18 protein-coding genes and 1 tRNA gene are annotated in these 20,079 nt (G+C 67.9%); 12 read left to right on the plus strand and 7 right to left on the minus strand.

What is annotated here, in order from left to right; genetic code table 11:
• The first annotated feature begins 4 nt into the window (after positions 1-4).
• From DM480_RS13800 to DM480_RS13830, 7 genes are all read left to right on the plus strand, one after another.
• The gene (locus DM480_RS13800) at positions 5-718 is read left to right on the plus strand and encodes an OmpH family outer membrane protein (protein ID WP_232834012.1); all 714 of its coding nucleotides are present in this window, start codon (positions 5-7) and stop codon (positions 716-718) included.
• Positions 719-771: 53 nt separating this feature from the next.
• On the plus strand, positions 772-1,224 hold the full coding sequence (gene fabZ / locus DM480_RS13805) for a 3-hydroxyacyl-ACP dehydratase FabZ (RefSeq protein ID WP_115381378.1): 453 nt from the start codon (positions 772-774) through the stop codon (positions 1,222-1,224).
• Between the two features lie 100 nt (positions 1,225-1,324).
• Positions 1,325-1,558, plus strand: a complete 234-nt coding sequence (gene rpmE / locus DM480_RS13810; protein ID WP_115379900.1) for a 50S ribosomal protein L31 — start codon at positions 1,325-1,327, stop codon at positions 1,556-1,558.
• Positions 1,559-1,613: 55 nt separating this feature from the next.
• The gene (locus tag DM480_RS13815) at positions 1,614-1,925 is read left to right on the plus strand and encodes a PilZ domain-containing protein (protein WP_115379902.1); all 312 of its coding nucleotides are present in this window, start codon (positions 1,614-1,616) and stop codon (positions 1,923-1,925) included.
• Between the two features lie 125 nt (positions 1,926-2,050).
• The gene (locus DM480_RS13820; RefSeq protein WP_115379904.1) at positions 2,051-4,105 is read left to right on the plus strand and encodes a S9 family peptidase; all 2,055 of its coding nucleotides are present in this window, start codon (positions 2,051-2,053) and stop codon (positions 4,103-4,105) included.
• A gap of 50 nt (positions 4,106-4,155) precedes the next feature.
• The gene (locus DM480_RS13825; RefSeq protein ID WP_115381380.1) at positions 4,156-6,969 is read left to right on the plus strand and encodes a valine--tRNA ligase; all 2,814 of its coding nucleotides are present in this window, start codon (positions 4,156-4,158) and stop codon (positions 6,967-6,969) included.
• Between the two features lie 56 nt (positions 6,970-7,025).
• Positions 7,026-8,459: an MATE family efflux transporter gene (locus tag DM480_RS13830; RefSeq protein WP_115379906.1), complete on the plus strand. Its 1,434-nt coding sequence runs from the start codon at positions 7,026-7,028 to the stop codon at positions 8,457-8,459.
• A 20-nt stretch (positions 8,460-8,479) separates the two neighbouring features.
• On the opposite strand, the gene DM480_RS13835 is transcribed toward DM480_RS13830, so the two are convergent.
• Positions 8,480-9,358, minus strand: a complete 879-nt coding sequence (locus DM480_RS13835) for a diacylglycerol/lipid kinase family protein (protein WP_115379908.1) — start codon at positions 9,356-9,358, stop codon at positions 8,480-8,482.
• A gap of 70 nt (positions 9,359-9,428) precedes the next feature.
• Between DM480_RS13835 and hemB the strand changes: the two genes are divergently transcribed.
• The 3 genes from hemB to DM480_RS13850 are packed head-to-tail and all read left to right on the plus strand — an operon-like array spanning position 9,429 to position 13,157.
• Positions 9,429-10,421 carry a porphobilinogen synthase gene (gene hemB, locus DM480_RS13840; protein ID WP_115381382.1) on the plus strand — a complete coding sequence of 331 codons (993 nt, stop codon included), beginning with the start codon at positions 9,429-9,431 and terminating at the stop codon, positions 10,419-10,421.
• A complete protein-coding gene (locus DM480_RS13845) occupies positions 10,414-10,962 on the plus strand; it encodes a GNAT family N-acetyltransferase (RefSeq protein ID WP_115379910.1) in 549 nt (182 codons plus the stop codon). Before hemB ends, DM480_RS13845 begins: the two co-directional genes overlap by 8 nt.
• Positions 10,959-13,157, plus strand: a complete 2,199-nt coding sequence (locus DM480_RS13850) for a spermidine synthase (RefSeq protein ID WP_232834013.1) — start codon at positions 10,959-10,961, stop codon at positions 13,155-13,157. Before DM480_RS13845 ends, DM480_RS13850 begins: the two co-directional genes overlap by 4 nt.
• Here the strand turns inward: DM480_RS13850 and DM480_RS13855 are convergent.
• Positions 13,154-13,651, minus strand: a complete 498-nt coding sequence (locus tag DM480_RS13855; RefSeq protein WP_115379912.1) for a hypothetical protein — start codon at positions 13,649-13,651, stop codon at positions 13,154-13,156. The genes DM480_RS13850 and DM480_RS13855 overlap by 4 nt on opposite strands.
• Before the next feature lie 83 nt (positions 13,652-13,734).
• Between DM480_RS13855 and DM480_RS13860 the strand changes: the two genes are divergently transcribed.
• Both DM480_RS13860 and DM480_RS13865 read left to right on the plus strand, forming a co-directional pair.
• A tRNA-Arg gene (locus tag DM480_RS13860) sits at positions 13,735-13,811 on the plus strand.
• A gap of 126 nt (positions 13,812-13,937) precedes the next feature.
• On the plus strand, positions 13,938-14,906 hold the full coding sequence (locus DM480_RS13865) for a bile acid:sodium symporter family protein (RefSeq protein ID WP_115379914.1): 969 nt from the start codon (positions 13,938-13,940) through the stop codon (positions 14,904-14,906).
• A 23-nt stretch (positions 14,907-14,929) separates the two neighbouring features.
• Here the strand turns inward: DM480_RS13865 and DM480_RS13870 are convergent, their stop codons facing one another.
• From DM480_RS13870 to DM480_RS13890, 5 genes are all read right to left on the minus strand, one after another.
• On the minus strand, positions 14,930-15,664 hold the full coding sequence (locus tag DM480_RS13870) for a 3'(2'),5'-bisphosphate nucleotidase CysQ (RefSeq protein WP_232834014.1): 735 nt from the start codon (positions 15,662-15,664) through the stop codon (positions 14,930-14,932).
• A complete protein-coding gene (gene cysN, locus DM480_RS13875; protein ID WP_115379918.1) occupies positions 15,661-17,574 on the minus strand; it encodes a sulfate adenylyltransferase subunit CysN in 1,914 nt (637 codons plus the stop codon). The genes DM480_RS13870 and cysN overlap by 4 nt, the downstream gene beginning before the upstream one ends.
• Positions 17,574-18,473, minus strand: coding sequence for a sulfate adenylyltransferase subunit CysD (gene cysD / locus DM480_RS13880; protein ID WP_115379920.1), 900 nt, complete (start codon positions 18,471-18,473; stop codon positions 17,574-17,576). Before cysD ends, cysN begins: the two co-directional genes overlap by 1 nt.
• A 67-nt stretch (positions 18,474-18,540) precedes the next feature.
• Positions 18,541-18,759 carry a hypothetical protein gene (locus tag DM480_RS13885; RefSeq protein ID WP_115379922.1) on the minus strand — a complete coding sequence of 73 codons (219 nt, stop codon included), beginning with the start codon at positions 18,757-18,759 and terminating at the stop codon, positions 18,541-18,543.
• A 53-nt stretch (positions 18,760-18,812) separates the two neighbouring features.
• Complete coding sequence (locus tag DM480_RS13890) at positions 18,813-20,075, minus strand: N-succinylarginine dihydrolase (RefSeq protein WP_115379924.1); 1,263 nt, start codon at positions 20,073-20,075, stop codon at positions 18,813-18,815.
• Positions 20,076-20,079 lie beyond the last annotated feature (4 nt).

Raw genomic sequence — 20,079 nt, forward strand, 5'->3', positions numbered from 1 at the left:
GACCATGACCAAGACCTCGCTCGCGGCCCTCGCGGGTGCGGCCGCCGCGCTGGTCGCGGGCGGCGCCACGGCGCAGACGGCCGGCATCGCCACCGTCCAGCCCGACGCGGCGATCCTGAGCGCCAAGGCGTTCGACGCGGCGAACCAGCAGATTTCGACGACCTACAAGACGCAGCTCGATCAGGCGGCGGCGCAGCAGACTGCGCTGAACACGCAGCTGCGCACCTTGCTCGACACCAACAAGGACGGCCAGGTCAGCCAGGCCGAGCTGCAGGCCGCGCAGACGCCCAACAGCGCGATCGGCAATCAGGTCCGCGCCGCGCAGCAGAAGGCCGAGCCGCAGATCGAATCGCTGCAGCGTCCCGCGACGCTGGCGCAGGCCTATGCGATCGAACAGATTTCGCAGAAGTATGACGCCGCGCTGCGTGCCGTCGTCACCGCGAAGAAGATCAACATCGTGCTCAGCCCGAACGCGATCCAGTACGCGCCCGCGTCGACCGACGTGACCCGCGACGTGATCGCGGAGATCGATCGTTCGACGCCGACCGTGCCGATCACGCCGCCCGCGAATTGGCAGCCGACGCAGGAGACGGTGCAGCTGCTCCAGCAGTATCGCCAGATCGTCCAGGCGAACGCCCAGCGTCAGGCGCAGGCCGCGCCGGCCGCCGGCACCCCGGCCGCTCCGGCACCCGCCGGCAAGGCGCCGACGGGCCGCTGAGCACGTCCCCGGTGAGCGACAACGAAACCGCCACCGGCGCGGGCAAGGGCGCCATGACCACGTACGACGTGACGAAGGTCATGGCGGCCCTGCCGCACCGTTATCCGATGCTGCTCGTCGATCGGGTCGAGGAACTCGTCCCCGACCAGTCGATCGCCGCGATCAAGGCGGTGACGATCAACGAAGGCTTCTTCCAGGGGCATTTCCCCGGTCGCCCGATCATGCCCGGCGTGCTGATCGTCGAGGCGCTGGCGCAGGCGGCGGGCGTGCTCGCGGTCGAGAGCCTGGGGCTCGCCGGGTCGGGCAAGCTCGTCTATTTCATGGCGATCGACGGGGCGAAGTTCAGGAAGCCGGTCGAACCCGGCGTGCTGTTGCGCCTCGAGGTGTCGTTCGTGCAAAAGCGCGCCAGCGTCTGCAAGTTCGCAGGCGCTGCGAAGATCGGTGGGCAAGTCGTTGCAGAAGCGAACTTTACCGCGATGATCGCCGATCCGCCCGCCAAGGGGTGACACCGCGACTTTTGCGACCTTTGACAAAATGCGGCGTCCCGGCTAGGGGCGCCGCCTTCCCACAGGCTGGTCGGAACCAGCCGCTTCGAGGACTTGAGACATGAAGGCCGATACCCACCCCGACTATCACATGATCAAGGTGCAGATGACCGACGGCACCGTGTTCGAAACCCGCTCCACCTGGGGCAAGGAAGGCGACACGATGCAGCTCGACATCGATCCGCTGGCGCATCCGGCCTGGACCGGCGGCCGCGGCACCATGCTCGACGCGGGCGGCCAGGTCGCGCGCTTCAACAAGCGTTTCGGCGGCGGTCTAACCCTGCGCAAGGGCTGACACGCGCAATTCATCGTCAATGCGGCATTAACCGTTCCGGACGTAAGGCTGGTTCATGTTTGCCGCGGAATATGAAGATGCCGAATCCAACGGCCGGCGCCGCTCCCCGCGTGCGCCGGTTTCGCTGGATGCGCAGATCGGCAAAGCGGCGCGAACCCTGTGCAGGGTGGTCGACATTTCGATCCACGGCGCGCGTTTGCAGACCTACTCGGCGCTGAAGCGGGGATCTGTGATCTGGCTGACGCTGCCCGAAGCGGGCTCGATCGCGGCGGACGTGATGTGGGCCGACGATTTCGTCGCGGGCTGCCAGTTTCAGAAGCCGCTGGATCCCGAGGTCTTCGACCGTCTGGTGGCATCGCAGCGCTGACGGTCGCGTTTTCGCCGCGCTTTATCATCGCAGGTTAGGGTAGCGTCCGATCAAGGGGACGGTGTGGCCGGTGACGACGCAGGCGATGCGTTGCCCCGCCCGTGTGCATCTGCTTATCTGGGCGGATGAAGACGACGCTTTTGTCCGCGAGCCTGCTCGCGCTCGCCCCGATGATGTTGACCGCGACCCCGGCTGCGGCGCGTCAGCTTACCATTGCCGACGTCACGATGTTGCGCCGGATCGGCGCGCCCAGCGTGTCGGGGGACGGGCGCTGGCTCGTCTGGGCGCAGCGCGAGACCGACCTTGCCGCTGACCGCGGCCGGTACGATCTCTGGCGGCTCGATCTGTCGAGGAAGGGCGCCCCGCCCGAAAAGCTGGTGGGCGAGGCGGACGTCGACGAGAATGCGCCACAGGTCGTCGGCGACACCGTCTATTACACCGCGAACAAGGGTGGCGAGGATGCGATCTGGGCGATCGCCGTCACGGGTGGAACGCCGCGCAAGCTGACCGATTTCGCGGGCGGCTTCGGCGGTTTCAAGGTCGCGCCGACGGGCGACCGGATCGTCATATGGGCGGATCGCAAGCCCAATGCGCCGAGCCTTGCCCCTGTCATGGAAAAGAAGGCCGCCGACGCGGGCGCGGCGCGCACCTTCGACAAATTGTTCGTGCGCCATTGGGACAGCTGGGTCGACGGTACGCATTCGCAGCTGTTCGTGCTGCCGCTCGGCGCGGACGGGGCGCCCGGCAACGGCGTCGCGGTCGAACACGGCCTCGACGGCGACACCCCGTCGCGACCGTTCGGCGGCGGGGAGGAAGTGTCGTGGAGCGCGGACGGTCGCACGCTCTATTTCGCGTTACGCGTCGCCGGGACGAACGAGGCGCTGTCGACCAACCTCGACATCTGGTCGGTGCCGTCCGACGGGTCTGCCGCGCCGGTGAACCTTACCGCGGCGAACGCGGCGACCGACACGCTGCCGACGGTGTCGCCCGATGGCAAGTCGCTGGCATGGGTGGCGATGAAGCGGCCCGGCTATGAATCGGATCGGCAGGTGCTGATGCTCCGCGACCTTGCGACCGGGCAGGTGCGTGCACTGACCGAAGGATGGGATCGCTCCGTGGGTTCGATCACTTGGTCGCCCGATTCGAAGCGCCTCTACGTCACCGCGCAGGATACGCAAGAGATGCCGCTCTGGACGGTCGATCCGGCGTCGGGCAAGGTCACGCGGCTGACGCAGCAGGGGCACGTGTCCGCGGTGGCCGCGACGACGAAGGGCGCGGTGATCGCGCTGAACAGCCTGACCGCGCCCGACGATTTCTACGCGGTCGGTGCGGCTGGCAAGCGCACACGGCTGACCGCGGTCAATGCAGACAAACTGGCGGGCATCGACATGCCCGTCGTCTCGCGGTTCAGCTTCACCGGCGCCAACAACGACACCGTCTGGGGCTATGCGGTGAAGCCGGCGGATGCCCGCGGCCGGGTGCCCGTCGCCTATATGGTGCATGGCGGCCCGCAAGGGTCGAGCGACAACAGCTGGTCGTATCGCTGGAACCCGGCGGTATTCGCCGGGGCGGGCTATGGCCTCGTCGCGGTCGATTTCCACGGCTCGACGGGCTACGGCCAGGCCTTCACCGACGCGATCCGCAACAATTGGGGCGGCTGGCCGCTCGAGGATCTGCAGAAGGGGCTTGCCGCGGCGACGGGCAAGTTTGCCTGGCTCGACGGCGACAGGGCCTGCGCGCTCGGTGCGTCCTACGGCGGCTATATGATGAACTGGTTCGAGGGGCGCTGGCCCGACCGGTTCAAGTGCATCGTCCAGCATGACGGCGTGTTCGACGCGCGCGCCATGGCATATGAGACGGACGAACTGTGGTTCGACACGTGGGAACATGGCGGCAAGACCTATTTCGAGGACCCCGCCGCCTACGAAAAATGGAACCCGGTCGATTACGTCAGCGCGTGGAAGACGCCGATGCTGGTCATCACCGGCGAGAAGGACTTCCGCATCCCGTACACGCAGGGGCTGGCGGCGTTCACCGCGCTGCAGCTGCGCGGCGTACCGTCGCGCCTGGTCGTCAACCCGAACGAGAACCATTGGGTGCTGAAGCCCAGGAACTCGCGGCAATGGTATGCCGAGGTGATCGGATGGATGGACCGGTGGACGAAGGGCGACGGCAACTGACGGGGCGGGGCGGTTGTCATCCCGCCGCGTGCTAGCCTATGCGCGCAGGCATGAGCGAGCTTCCCAAGACCTTCGACCCTGCCGCAATCGAAACCCGCTGGTACGACCATTGGGAAAGCAACGGGCTTTTCCGTCCTGACCGGCCGGGGGCGGAGCCGTGGACGATCGTCAACCCGCCACCCAACGTCACGGGCAGCCTGCATATCGGCCACGCGCTCGACAACACGCTGCAGGACATCCTGACGCGCCACGCCCGGCTGAAGGGCAAGGATGCGTTGTGGGTGGTCGGCACCGACCATGCCGGCATCGCGACGCAGATGGTCGTCGAGCGCCAGATGGCGCTGCAGCAGCAGAAGCGCACCGACTACAGCCGCGAGGACTTCATCGCGAAGGTGTGGGAATGGAAGGCGGAAAGCGGCGGGCAGATCACCCGCCAGCTGCGCCGCCTGGGCTGTTCGATGGACTGGGCCAACGAACGCTTCACGATGGACGATGGCTTTTCGAAGGCCGTGCTCAAGGTCTTCGTCGAGTTGCACCGGCAGGGCCTGCTCTATCGCGACAAGCGGCTCGTCAACTGGGACCCGGGTCTCGGCACCGCGATCAGCGACCTCGAAGTCGAGACGCGCGAGATCAAGGGGAGCTTCTGGCGCCTGCGCTACCCGCTCGCCGACGGATCGGGCTTCATCGAGGTCGCGACGACGCGGCCCGAGACGATGCTCGCCGACATGGCGGTCGCGGTGCACCCAGACGACGCGCGCTACACCGCGCTGGTCGGCAAACAGGTGCGCCTGCCGATCACCGGCCGCCTGATCCCGATCGTCGCCGACGAACATGCCGATCCGGAACTGGGGTCGGGTGCGGTGAAGATCACGCCGGGCCACGACTTCAACGACTTCGAGGTCGGCCGCCGCGCCGGGATCGAAGCGCGCGACATGCTCAACATGCTCGATGCCAAGGCGCAGATCGTCCAGACCGCGGACGGCCTGATCCCCGCCGACCTCATCGGCCTGTCGACGGCGGAAGCGCGCAAGGCGGTAGTCGCCCGCCTGAAGGACGACGGTGTGCTCATCCCGCACATCGACAAGGACGGCGCGGAACACGACGCCGAACCGCGCACGATCCAGACCCCGTTCGGCGACCGTTCCGGCGTGGTCATCGAACCCTGGCTGACCGACCAATGGTATGTCGACGCCAAGACGCTCGCGAAGCCCGCGATCGAGGCGGTGCGCAGCGAGGCGATCAAGATCGTCCCCAAGACGTGGGAGAAGACCTTCTTCAACTGGATGGACAACATCCAGCCGTGGTGTGTGTCGCGCCAATTGTGGTGGGGGCACCAGATCCCGGCATGGTTCGGGCCAGAGAAGGATCAGTACGGGATTGGAACTGTAACGCCCGGTGAAGCAAGCGCGACCGAACCGTTGAAGGAAACACCGGTAAACTTCCGGGCTTTTGTGGCCGACACGGAGGAAGAAGCGGTAGCGGCGGCTGAGGCTTACTACGGTGCTGGCGTTGCGGTCACGGTTGGCGACCAAATTTCGTTCGACGCGAAGAGCGTTGTTCTTCGCCGCGACCCCGATGTGCTCGACACATGGTTCTCGTCGGCGCTCTGGCCGTTCGCGACGCTCGGCTGGCCGGACGATACCGACCCGACGCTCGGCGGCCGCTATCCCAACGACGTGCTCATTTCCGGCTTCGACATCCTGTTCTTCTGGGACGCCCGCATGATGATGCAGGGCATGCACTTCATGAAGGAGGTGCCGTTCCGGACGCTCTACCTGCACGGCCTCGTCCGCGCCGCGGATGGGGCGAAGATGTCGAAGTCGAAGGGCAATACCGTCGACCCGCTCGGCCTCGTCGATGCCTACGGCGCCGACGCGCTGCGCTTCTGCATGGCGGCGATGGAAAGCCAGGGCCGCGACATCAAGATGGATGAGCGGCGGGTCGAGGGATATCGCAACTTCGCGACGAAGCTGTGGAACGCCGCGCGCTTCTGCCAGGCGAACGGCATCGGCGGTTCGACCGCGACGGAGGCGCCGCGCGCGAGCCTTGCGGTCAACCAGTGGATCATCGCCGAGACGATCCGCACCGTGCAGGCGGTCGACCTCGCGCTCGCCGACTATCGCTTCGACGGCGCCGCCAACGCCATCTATCAGTTCGTCTGGAGCCGGTTCTGCGACTGGTATCTGGAACTCATCAAGGGCGGGATCGATGACGAGACGAAGGCCGTCGCCGGCTGGGTGCTCGACCAGATCCTGGTCATGCTCCACCCATTCATGCCGTTCATCACCGAGGAGCTGTGGCACGCCATGGCGCCGCGCGCGCACGACCTGATCGTCGCGCAATGGCCGATGGCGGATGCGCGCAGCCTCGATCCCGCGGCGGATGCGGAGATCGATTGGCTCATCCGGCTGATCGGCGAAATCCGCGCCGCACGGACCGAGCTGAATGTGCCGCCGGGCGAGAAGTTGACGATGGACGTTTGGGGGTGGAACGCCGAAACCGCGGCTCGAATAGTTCGTCAGCGAGAGGCACTGATGCGCCTGGCTCGGTTGTCGCACGTCGAAGCGAAGGGGATCGAAAAGGGTGACCCGAGCCCACCGCGCGGCACGGCGCAAGTCGTCGTCGACGAAGCGACCTTCGTGCTTCCCCTCGAAGGCGTGATCGACCTCGACGCCGAACGCGCGCGCCTGACCAAGGCGATCGCGGCGGCGGCGAAGGAGCGCGACGCGCTCGCCGGCCGGCTCGGCAACCCGAGCTTCGTCGAACGCGCCAAGCCCGAAGCCGTGGAAAAGGCGCGCGCCGACCATGCGGACAAGGCGGCGGAGGCGGAGCGGCTGTCCGCGGCGCTGGCGCGGTTGGGGTAAGCGACCGTTCCGCCCCACGACAAAAGCAGAAGCAACCGATTGAAGGGGAAGCCCGAATGGCGAAACCGCAGCGTGACCTGACCACCGGGCCGATCGGCCGCACGCTGCTGCTGTTCGCGCTGCCCACTTTGGGGTCGAGCGTGCTGCAGTCGATCAACGGGTCGATCAACGCGATCTGGATCGGCCAGCTGCTCGGCGAACGCGCGCTGGCGGCGACGACCAATGCGGGCCTCGTCATGTTCCTGCTCGTCTCCGCAGTATTCGGCTTCGGCATGGCGGCGACGATCCTGATCGGGCAGGCGATGGGGCGTCGCGATATCGATGGCGTGCGCCGCGTGTTCGGCACTGCGCTCGGCCTGTTCGCGGGCCTGTCGTTGCTGGTCGTCGTGGTCGGCTGGCTCGCCGCGCCCGCGATCCTGGTCGCGCTGCGCACGCCGGCGGACGCCTATCCGCTCGCGCTCGCCTATCTGCGCGTCATCTTCGTTGCCATGCCGACCGGGTTCCTGTCGGTGCTGCTGGCGATGGCCCTGCGCGGCACCGGCGATTCGGTGACGCCGCTGAAATTCATGGCATTGGGCTCTGCATTCGACGTCGCGCTCAACCCCGTGTTCATCCGCGGGCTGGGGCCGGCGCCCGCGCTGGGGATCGCGGGATCGGCGGTCGCGACGTTCATCGCCAATACCGTCTCGTTCGCGGCGCTGCTCGCCTATGTCTATCGCCGCGACCTCGTCGTCCGGTTGCGGGGGGCGGAGCTGCGCTATCTCCTTCCCGACCCCGCATTGCTGCGGCCGATCGTCACCAAGGGCGTGCCGATGGGCATGCAGATGCTCGTCGCGACCGGATCGGCGCTGGCGATGATCGGGCTGGTCAACGGCTATGGCACCAACACGACCGCGGCTTATGGCGCGGCGAGCCAGCTGTGGACCTATATCCAGATGCCCGCCATGTCGGTCGGCGCCGCAGTCAGCGCGATGGTCGCGCAGAATATCGGCGCGGACCGGTGGGACCGGGTGTCGCAGATCACGCGCTCCGGCGTGCTGCTCAATCTGGCGATGACGACGGCACTGATCGTCGTGGTGGCCGTGCTCGACCGGGCGGTGCTGGGCCTGTTCCTCGGCAGCGATTCGCGTTCGATCGATCTTGCCGCGCACATCAACATCATCGGCTCGGCGAGCTTCCTGCTGTTCGGCGTGTCGATGGTGCTGTCGGCGACGGTGCGCGCGAACGGTGCGGTCGTCGGCCCGCTCGTCATCCTGGCGGTCGCCCTGTTCCCGATCCGGCTGGGCCTTGCCTGGGCGATGCAGCCCTCCTGGGGGGCGGACGCGATCTGGTGGAGCTTTCCGGCGGGATCGGCGGCGTCGATGCTGATGACGATCGCCTATTACCGCGCCGTACGCTGGCGCAAGGGTCGGCTGATCCCGGCGCGCCAGGGCAAGGAGCAGGCGCTGGCGCACGGCGAGCCCGCCGCCAGGCAGATGCCCGTCGGCTGAACGCGCGATCAGGCGCTGTCTTAGATGGGGGCCATCACCTCGATCACCCCCGGCGCGATCCGCGCGGTGACCGGCGTGTGCGCGAGCACCTCTCCGTCGATCGATATGGGCAACGGCGGCTCGGTCGTCACCCGCAATGACGTGCCGCGGAACGTCACGGTATCGTAATGGCGCACGTCGGATCCGACGACGGACGCCGCCCAGTTGCGCACCAGCCGCCGCTTGTAATGGCCGACCACCGCCTGGACGACGATCTCGCCCGAATCGACCGCCGCATCGTCGACCAGCCACGTGCCGCCATGATACGGGCCGTTGGAGATGCGGACCTCCGTCACGCGCATGCGCCGCGCGGCCTGGCCATCGTCGACGATCAGCGTGAACGGCTTGAAGTGGAGGAACTGATACGCCGCCCAGCCGAGGTAGCCGATCCGACCCAGCACCTTCTTGAGGCCGTGCGGCACGGTCTCGGCGATCTGCGGGCTGATCCCCATCGCGGCGCAATTGGCGAAATAATCGCCGTCGATCATGCCGAGGTCGATGCGGCGGCGACGGCCGTTGCGGATCACCTCCACCGCGCCCTCGACGTCGAGCGGAATGCCCAGCGTGCGCGAGAAGCTGTTCGCCGTGCCCAGCGGCAATACTCCCAGCACGATGCCGCGCCCGACGAGGTCGTCGACCAGGCCGCTGATCGTCCCGTCCCCCCCGCCCAGGATGACGAGGTCGGGATTCTTCGCCAGTGCGCGCTCCAGCGTCGCCTTCAGGTCGCGCGGGTTCTTCACCGCATGCGCGTCGACGGGATAGGGCAGGCCCGACAGAGCGGCGCAGGCCCGCTTGAACATCCGCTGGCCCCGACGCGAGCGGGCGTTGACGATCAGTGCCGCGGCGGCGAATTCGGGCATGGGATATTCCAACGGTTACGCGCGCGCAACGCTTGGCAAGCGGCTCGCGATCCATCATGGCCGATACGTCATGACCGCTGCCTATCCCGCCCTTCGCCTGCGTCGCACGCGCGCCACCGCCTGGAGCCGGCGGCTCCACGCCGAAACGATCCTGACGCCGGCCGACCTGATCTGGCCATTGTTCATCATCGACGGCGATGGCGAGGCGCAGCCGATCGCCAGCCTGCCGGGGGTGTCGCGCTGGTCGGTGGACGGCATCGTCGCGCGCGCGAAAGAGGCGCGCGACCTCGGCATCCCGTGCGTCGCGCTGTTTCCCTATACGCCCGCGCATCTGAAGACGGAGGACGGGCGCGAAGCGCTCAATCCCGATAACCTGATGTGCCGCGCGACCCGTGCGATCAAGGATGCGGTGCCCGACATCGGCGTGCTGACCGACGTCGCGCTCGATCCCTATACGACGCACGGACACGACGGGCTGGTCGACGCCGCCGGCTATGTCCGCAACGACGCGACCGCAGACCTGCTCGTCGGACAGGCGCTCAACCAGGCGCGCGCCGGCGCCGACGTCATCGCGCCGTCGGACATGATGGACGGCCGCATCGGCATGATCCGCAGCGCGCTGGAGGGGGAGGGCGCGCACAACGTCCAGATCATGAGCTACGCGGCCAAATACGCCAGCGGCTTCTACGGCCCGTTCCGCGATGCGGTGGGCAGCCGCGGCCTGCTGAAGGGCGACAAGAAGACCTATCAGATGGATCACGCCAACGCCGAGGAAGCGTTGCGCGAGGTCGCGCTCGACCTGGCCGAGGGCGCGGACAGCGTGATGGTCAAGCCCGGCCTGCCCTATCTCGACATCGTCGTGCGCGTGAAGCAGCGGTTCGAGGTGCCGGTCTTCGCCTATCAGGTGTCGGGCGAATATGCGATGATCGAGGCGTCCGCCGCGGCGGGCGCGGGCGATCGCGACGCGCTGATCCTCGAAACGCTGATGGCGTTCAAGCGCGCCGGCTGCTCGGGCGTGCTCACCTACCACGCCGCGCACGCCGCGCGACTGCTGCATGGCTGATGGGCGGAGCGGCACCGATCGCCTGATCTTGCGGCCATGGCGCGTGGAGGACGTACCGGAGGTTCTGGGAATCGGACGCGACGTGCGCGTGATGCGGTTTCTCGGCCCGGTGATGACGGAGAGGGACGCACGGCATTTCGTCGACGGACAGATCGCCAACCAGCGCCTGTTCGGTCATTGCTTCTGGGCGGTCGAGCGACGCAGCGACGACCGGCTGATCGGCATCTGCGGATTGAACGTCGGCCCGGCGGAAACGCCGCTGGCCGATGCGCTGGAACTCGCCGGATGGTTTGCGGCCGACACCTGGGGCAACAGCTATGCCCATGAAGCGGCGTCGGCTTGCATCGACTGGGCATGGCGGGCAACGGCAACGCAGTCGATCGCCGCGATGACGGCGCCGGGCAATCACCGCAGCCGGCGGCTGATGGAGCGATTGGGCATGCGCCGGTCCGAGGCAGACGACTTTGAACAGTCCATGCTGGCGAACGATGATCCGCTCCGTCGGCAGATCGTCTTCCGGATTGCTCGTCCCCGATCGTGACCCCGCCCTTCGCCGACTACCTGCGCAAAGCCATCTTCGTCGCGACGATCCTGACGGGCTCGTTCCTGCTGTTCCTCGTCCAGCCGATGGTCGCGCGCATGGCGCTGCCGCGGCTGGGGGGCGCGCCGGCGGTGTGGAATTCGGCGATGCTGGTCTACCAACTGCTGCTGCTCGGCGGTTACGCTTATGCCCATGCGCTCGCGCGGGTCAGGCCGTGGCTGCAGGCGGCGGTCCATCTTGCGGTGCTCGCGATCGGCGCGGCGTGGCTGCCGATCGGCCTTGGTGCCGGCGGGCAGCCCGGCGGTATCGATCCCGTCATCGGTGTGCCGATGCTGCTGGCGCTGTCGATCGGGCCGCTGTTCTTCGCCGTCGCCGCGCAGGCGCCGTTGCTTCAGCGCTGGTTCGGCCTTGCCGGCCGCGGCGATCCCTATGCGCTCTACGCCGCGTCGAACCTCGGCAGTTTCGCCGGCTTGCTCGCCTACCCGTTGCTGGCCGAGCCGTTGCTGTCGCTGCGGCGGCAAAGCCTGGTGTGGAGCGTGGGCTATGTCCTGCTGATCGGCCTCGTCCTGCTCTGCGCGACGCGTTTGCCGCGCGAGGCGCGTGGCGCACCGGCCCGGCCGACGAGCTCGCCGCCCCGGTCCGGCCGCATCGCGCACTGGATCGCACTGGCGCTGGTGCCGTCCGGTCTGATGCTGGCGACGACGACCTATATCACGACGGATATCGTCGCGATGCCGCTGCTGTGGGTGCTGCCGCTCGGGCTATACCTGCTCAGCTTTACGATCGCCTTTGCCGCGACGCGGGACCTCGCGAACCTCCTGACGCGGATCGCGCCGGTGACGATCCTGGTGTTCGGCGGGGTCATCATCGGCGGGGTCAACGCGCAACCGTTTGCCAATCTCGGCATCGCTCTGCTGCTGTTGTTCATGGCGTCGGTCGCCCTGCACACGCAGATGTACCGGCTGCGCCCGGCTCCCGACCGGCTGACCGGCTTCTATCTGGCGATGGCGGTCGGCGGCGCGCTTGGCGGGATGTTCGCAGGGCTGGTCGCGCCGGTGATATTCGACTGGACGTACGAATATCCGCTGCTGATCCTCGCGGCCGGGCTGCTCGTGCCGCAGATCGCGCTGACCAGGTGGCTGCGCGACCTTTGGACTGGGCCCCGCCGCCCCGCGATGTGGGGGGTGGTGATCGCCGTCTGCCTGCTTATCGTCGCCACCGCCCTGCTCGATCCGAGCGGCCGTGTCGGCGAGCGGCATCAGGGTATCGCTTTCCTGATCGTCACCGCCGCCGGCCTCGCCGCAATCGGGACGCGCCGCGCTTATGCCTTGGTGCTGATATCCGCGTTGATCCTGTTCGGCGGCTGGCGGGCGGTCGAACTGTCGTTGGAAAAAGGCGCGCGCACACGCAGCTATTTCGGCGTCTACACGATCCGCGACGGGGAAGGGCGCCGCGAGCTCGACCACGGCACGACCGTCCACGGCATTCAGCTGACGGGCAGCGCGGCGCGCGAACGCATGGCGACCACCTACTACGTAGCCGGCGCCGGGATCGGCCAGGCGCTGCGCGTCACGCCGTTGCTTTACGGACCCGCGGCGCGGATCGGCATCGTCGGGCTCGGCACCGGTACGCTCGCCTGTTACGCCACGCCCGGCCAACGCTGGCGCTTTTACGAGATCGACCCGACCGTCATCACGATCGCGCGCGATTCGGGGCGCTTCACCTATCTGGCGCGCTGCGCACCGCAGGCGCAGATCGTGCTCGGCGACGCACGGCTCAGCCTGTCGACGGCGCCGTCGGCCAGCCTCGACCTGCTCGCGCTCGACGCCTTTTCGTCGGACGCGATCCCCATGCACCTGATGACGCAGGAGGCGTTCGCGACCTATGCCCGGGTGCTCGCCCCGCGCGGGCTGCTGCTCGTCCACGTCTCCAACCGCTTCCTCGATCTCGAACCGGTGGTGGCGGCAGCGGCGCACACGGGCGGCTGGCACGCGGCGGAATTCTCCTATCGTCCACCGACATATGAGCCGGAGGCGTCCCCCAGCCAGTGGATCGCATTGTCTCGCGATCCGGAAGCGATCCGGACGCTCACCGGGGTAACGCCAGGCTGGCGCGGTCTCGCCGCTCGGCCCGGCATGCCGGCGTGGACCGACGATTATTCGACGATCCTGCCACTGCTCAAGTGGCGCGGTTAGGCGCGGGCGAGGCGTCCCTGGATGCGTGCAATCGTCGCGGCCTGTTCGTCCGCGGCCTTCGCCACGGCGTCGCGCACACTGGCCAGCGCGGGATAGGGCGGCAGCAGCTGCGCGCCGCGATCGGCGGCGATCATATCGACGTCGGTCAGCAGCGACGACGTCTGCGCACGCCAGTCGTCGAGCTGTGCGAGCGCGGTCTGTGCGTCCAGCCACGGGTCGCTGCCCGCCGCGGCGCCACGGGCGCGATCGGCGGCGGCATCGGCCTTGCGTGCATCGTCGGCAAATCCGCCGCTCAGCGTGGCGAGCTTCGCTCGGACATCGCCGATCTTCGCATCGAGCGCCGGGTCGGGCTTGGCGACGACGACGGGCGCCTTGGGTTCGGCAAAGCCCATTTGTTCGACGGGCCGCAGTGAAAGCGAGGGATAGACGCGCGTGTCGCGCGTGCAGCCGGCAAGCGTCAGGATCAAAAGGGCGAGCGGTACGACGCGGTTCATGGACGCGTGTCTATTGGGGTAAGAAAAAGTGCGCAACGCACTTGCGCGTTTCCGACCGTCTGCTATCAGCGCGCCTCCGGTTGGCGCCCGTAGCTCAGCTGGATAGAGCATCAGACTACGAATCTGAGGGTCGGACGTTCGAATCGTTCCGGGCGCGCCAAAACACCCCGCCGGGTCGCATGACCGGGCGGGGTTTTTGCTGTCTGGGCGCCACGAGTGCGCCTGCCGCACGCCCTGAATCGCGCGCCGCACTCGCTTCCGTGGCGCGACCGGTTAAAGCGGCGCGATGCTCCGTCGCCTGGTCTCCTTCGCCGAACCGTTCATCCTGTTGCTGCTGGCAACCGTCCTGCTCGCCTCGCTGCTGCCACCGCGGGGGGCGATGGCCGCCGTGGTGGCAAGCGCCGCGGACGTCGGCATCGTACTGCTGTTCTTCCTCCACGGCGCGAAGCTGTCGCGCGAGGCGATCTGGCAGGGCGCGCGCAACTGGCGGCTTCACCTTGCGGTATTTCTGACCACGTTCGCGGTCTTTCCGGTGCTGGGTCTTGTGCTGCGCCACGCGCCCGGCATCACGCCGCTGGTCGGCACCGGATTGCTGTTCCTGACGTTGCTTCCCTCGACGGTGCAATCGTCGATCGCGTTTACGGCCATCGCGCGCGGCAATGTCGCGGCGGCGGTGTGCAGCGCTTCCTTCTCCAACCTCATCGGCATTCTCGTCACCCCCGCGCTGGTCGCGCTGCTGATCGGCGGGATCGGCGGGGCGGGTGGCGGCGTGTCGACGTCGGCGGTGGAAGCGATCGTCTTCCAGCTGCTCGTACCTTTCGTCGCAGGCCATATGCTGCGCCCCTGGATCGGCGGGATGGTTGCGCGGTGGAAGGGCGTGGTCGGCATCGTCGATCGCGGCTCGATCCTGCTCGTTGTCTATTCCGCATTCGGCGCCGCGGTGGTGGAGGGGCTGTGGCACAAGGTATCGCCGCGCGATCTCGCGCTAATCGGCGGGCTGTGCCTCCTGCTGCTCGCCGTGGTGCTGGCGTTCACCTGGGCAGCGGGCCGCGCGCTGCGCTTCTCGCGCGAGGATGCGATCGTGTTGCTGTTCTGCGGGTCGAAGAAGAGCCTTGCGTCGGGCGTGCCGATGGCCGGCGTCTTGTTCGCCCCGGCCGAGGTCGGTGTGGTCCTGCTACCGGTGATGCTGTTCCATCAGATCCAGCTTATCGCCTGCGCCGTCATCGCGCGGCGCTACGCGGACGCTACCGCCTGACCCGAGCGCCGCTGGATCGGCCTTCAGAGATTAGCGGCAATCGCCGCGAGCACCGCCGGCGCGAGCTCGGGCCGGCAGATCAGCAGGTCGGGCAGCAAGGGGTCGGCGCAATTGTAGACGAGCGGACTGCCGTCGATCCGCGACGCGTGCAGCCCCGCCGCCAGCGCGACCGCCGCCGGCGCGCAATTGTCCCACTCATATTGGCCGCCGTCGTGCAGATAGATGTCGGCGGTGCCGTCCACGACCGCCATCGCCTTGACGCCGGCAGAGCCCATGCCGTGCCGCGTCGCGTCCAGCGCGGCGCCGACCTGATGCACCAGCTCGGACGCGCGCGTTCGGCTGACCACCATGCGCGGCGGCGTCCCGCACCGCGTCGCGGCGCGGCTCGCTTGCGCCGTGGTGTATACCCGCCGCTGCGTCGGGATCGCGACCGCGCCGATCGCGGGGCGGCCATCGATCGCCAGCCCGACATGCACCGCCCAATCGTCCAGCCCGTCCGCATAGTCGCGCGTGCCGTCCAGCGGATCGACGATCCACACGCGCCGCGCACCGCACCGCGCCCGGTCGTCGAGCGCCTCTTCGGACAGAATGAAATCGTCCGGCCGCGCCGTGCGCAGCCGCTGCAGGATCAGCGCATTCGCCTCGGCGTCGCCCGCATCGCCGAGCGCCTTGCCGCTGATGCCGCCGCGCGCACGAACCGCGAGCAGCAACTCGCCCGCTTCCTCGGCAATGGCGGCGGCGAGATCGACGTCGGTCACAGTTCGAAGCTCCACACGCCCAGCACATGCTCGACGATCCGTTCGGCGGCAGCTTCGGCGCTTTCGATGCGCGTGTCGACCCGGATGTCGGGCCGCTCTGGCGCTTCATAAGGGCTGGAGATGCCGGTGAAATGCGCGATCTCCCCCGCGCGCGCCTTGGCGTAGAGGCCCTTCACGTCGCGCGCCTCGGCATCCTCGATCGGCGTGTCTACGAAAATCTCGACGAACTCGCCCGCGGGCAACAGGCTACGCACCATCTCGCGCTCCGCCCGGAACGGCGAGATGAAGGCCGTGAGCACGATCAGGCCGGCATCGCACATCAGCTTCGCGACCTCGCCGACGCGGCGGATATTCTCCACCCGGTCGGCGTCGCTGAAGCCCAGATCGCGGTTCAGGCCGTGGCGGATATTGTCGCCGTCGAGCAGGAAGCTGTGCCGGCCAAGCGCATGCAATTTCTTCTCGACGAGGTTGGCGATCGTCGACTTGCCCGACCCGGAAAGACCCGTGAACCACAACAGGCGCGGCGACTGGCCCTTCTGGCGCGCATGCGCGTCGCGGCCGATCTCGATCGCCTGCCAATGCACGTTCTGCGCGCGGCGCAGCGCGTGGGCGATCATCCCTGCCGCGACGGTCGCGTTCGTCTCGCGGTCGATCAGGATGAACGCGCCCAGCACCGGGTCTTCGGCATAGGGGGCGAAGGCGATGCCGGCATCGGTCTGCACCTCGACCACGCCGATGTCGTTGAGCGCCAGCGTCGCGGCGGCGAGCTTCGCCTGCGTGTTGACGTCGACGACATACTCGGGCGCGCGTACGCTCGCGCCGACCGTGCGCGTTCCGATCTTCAGCCAGTATCCGCGACCGGGCACCAGGGGCGTATCCGCCATCCAGACCATCGTTGCCTCGAACTGGTCCGCGACTCCCGGTGCGTCGGCCGCGCTTGCGATGACGTCGCCGCGCGAGCAATCGACCTCGTCTGCCAGCACCAGCGTCACCGCCTCGCCCGCGACGGCGCGCTCGCGGTCGCCGTCGAAGGTAACGATCCGGGCGATGCGCGTCGTACGGCCCGACGGCACGATGCGCACCGCGTCGCCCACCGCGACCCGCCCGCGCACGATCGTGCCGGCAAAGCCACGGAAATCGAGGTCGGGGCGATTGACCCACTGCACGGGGAAGCGGAACGGCCCCGCCGCGGCCCGATCCGCCTCCACCGCGACGCTTTCCAGATGCGCCAACAGAGCGGGGCCGCGGTACCAGGGCATCGCATCCGATCGCGTGGTGACGTTGGCGCCGGTCAGACCCGACAGCGGGATGGCGGTGAAGTCGGCGATGCCGATCCCGCGCGCAAACGCTGCATAATCGGCGACGATGGCCTCGAACGTCGCCTGGTCGTGCCCGACGAGATCCATCTTGTTCACCGCCAGCACGATGTGCCGGATGCCGATCAAGTGCGCGAGAAACGAATGGCGCCGCGTCTGCGTCAGCACGCCCTTGCGCGCGTCGATCAGGATGACCGCGAGATCGGCGGTGCTCGCGCCGGTGATCATGTTGCGGGTATATTGTTCGTGGCCGGGCGTGTCCGCGACGACGAACTTGCGCCGCTCCGTCGCGAAGAAGCGATAGGCGACGTCGATCGTAATGCCCTGTTCGCGCTCGGCGGCAAGGCCATCGACGAGCAGCGCGAAATCGATATTCTGTCCCTGCGTCCCGACGCGCCGGCTGTCCGCCTCCAGCTGGCTCAGCTGATCCTCGAAAATCGTCTTCGAATCGTAGAGCAGGCGGCCGATCAGCGTCGATTTGCCGTCGTCGACCGATCCGCACGTGATGAAACGCAGCATCGACCTGTGCGCATGCACCTCGAGATAGGTGTGGATGTCCGCGGCGATCAGCGCATCGGGGGTATAGGCGGTCATCAGAAATACCCCTCGCGCTTCTTCTTCTCCATACTCGCGGCCTGGTCGTGATCGATCGCGCGGCCCTGCCGCTCCGACGTGGTGGTCAGCAGCATCTCCTGGATGATCGCGGGCAGGGTATCCGCCTCGCTCTCGACCGCGCCGGTCAGCGGATAGCAGCCGAGCGTGCGGAAGCGGATCGAGCGCTCGACGGGCACCTCGCCGGGACGCAGGCGGAACCGGTCGTCGTCGACCATCAGGATCATCCCGTCGCGCTCCACAGTCGGGCGGGGCGCGGCGAAATAGAGCGGGACGATCTCGATCCCTTCGCGCAGGATATATTGCCAGATGTCGAGTTCGGTCCAGTTGGACAGCGGAAAGACGCGGATGCTCTCGCCACGGTGGATACGCGCATTGTACAGCGACCATATTTCCGGCCGCTGCGCCTTGGGATCCCAGCCCTGGCTTGCGGAGCGGAACGAGAAGATGCGCTCCTTCGCGCGGCTTTTTTCCTCATCCCGGCGCGCGCCCCCGAAGGCGACGTCGAACCCGCCCGCGCGCAGCGCCTGTTTCAACCCTTCGGTCTTCCATACATCGGTGTGGCGGCTGCCGTGATCGAACGGGTTGATGCCCGCCGCCTCCGCCTCAGGGTTGCGATGGACGATCAGCCGCATGCCCGCATCCGCCGCCGCCTTGTCGCGCAGCGCGTACATCGCGCGGAATTTCCACGTCGTATCGACATGAAGCAACGGGAAGGGCGGCGTCGCGGGGTGAAAAGCCTTGCGCGCGAGATGCAGCATCACCGCCGAATCCTTGCCCACGGAATAGAGCATCACCGGCGCTTCCGCCTCGGCGACGACTTCCCGCAGGATATGGATACTCTCGGCTTCCAGCCGCTGCAGATGGGTCAACCCGGTCATGGACGCCCGACATAGGGTCCGCTTGCGCGGATGCGACCAACTTATCCTGTTGCGCGCAAAAGCCGTGTCACTCGTACCGGCGCCGCTCGACCGTATCGATCAGGATGCCGCCGACCATGAACACCGACAACGGGCAGACCGCGAACAACAGCCATCCGCCGAACCCCGGGTATAGGTCGAGGTAGTGGACACCCCGCGCGACCGCCCCCGTGGCGAGCGCGTAGATGACGAGGAATGCCTCGAACTTCGTCTTGATCGTGAACAGTCGCTTGATCCGGTCCCACATGCCGCATCGTTAAGCAAAGGTGATGCCAACGGCGGATTTACGTGGCTTGCCCGTTATCGGCGATGGTTAATCGTAAGGTAACCCGACAGGTCGAGCGTCTCGAGCAGCGCTGCATGCGCCGCCTCGATCTGCGCGACGAGCGCGGGGTCGGCGAGCGCGGCGGGGTCGATCGCCTCGGGCCAGTGCGCCTCCACGACCGCCTCGATCCGGGCGATGCGGGCGGCATCGACGAGGAAGCGGGGATCGATCCGCGCCGGGTCGGCGACGACGCGCAGCCGCAGGCACGCGGGGCCGCCGCCATTCGCCATCGACTGTTTGACATCGACCACCTCGACGCGCCGGATCGGCCCGTTGCCGGCGCGATGCGCCTCCAGCCAGCGCCAGACGGCGGCATTCGCCCGTGCCTCTGTCGGGACGATCAGCGTCGGACCATCCGCAGTGGTGACGAGCTGCGCGTTGAACAGATAGGAGGCGATGGCGTCCGCCAGCGACACCGCCGCCGCCGGCACCTCGACGATCTCCACCTCGGGCAGCAGGCGCCGGAGGTCGGCGTAGAAGCCGTCCCGGTCGGCGAACGCCTGTTCGTGCGCGAACAGCACGCGCTCGTTCGCCACCGCGACGACGTCGTTGTGAAAGGCGCCCGCCGCGATCGCTTCGGATGACTGTTCGACGAACAGCGTGCGCGCGGGGTCGAGACCGTGCCGCCGCGCCACCGCCGCGCTCGCTTCGGGATGCTGGCGGGCGGGGAAGGGGCCGCCGGCGAGCGTATAGACGAACACCTCGATCCCCGGCGCGCCATGCTGCGGACACAGGCGCATGTGGTTCGCCGCGCCCTCGTCGCCGAACGGCGGCGGGACGGCCTCGTGCACCACGAACGCGGGGTCGGCGAAGGCCAGCCGCAGCTGCGCCAGCGTTTCGGGCCATTCGTGGCTGCGATGCGGCATCGTCATCAGATTGGCGACCGAGAGGTGGCAGCGGCCGTCCGCGGTATCGGGCGCGGGCGAGACGGTCGCCGCATTCGCCGCCCACATCGCCGATGCCGACATCGCCTGCGCCCGCAGCAGCGGCGGCGCATCGGCATAATGTGTGCCCAGCCTCGCCAGCCAGTCATGATCCGGCCGCCGATGCGGCAGCAGCACGCCCTGCGTCAGCCCCAGCGCCAGATTGGCGCGCATCTTCGCCAGCCCTTCCAGCGCCGCGGCGCGCGGGTGCGAGATCCGCCCCGCATTGTGCGTCGCCGCCAGATTGCCCGCGGACAGGCCCGCATAATTGTGGCTCGGCCCGACGATCCCGTCGAAATTGATTTCAGTCAGCATAACG

Source organism: Sphingomonas sp. FARSPH, assembly GCF_003355005.1.
Taxonomy (GTDB): Bacteria; Pseudomonadota; Alphaproteobacteria; order Sphingomonadales; family Sphingomonadaceae; genus Sphingomonas.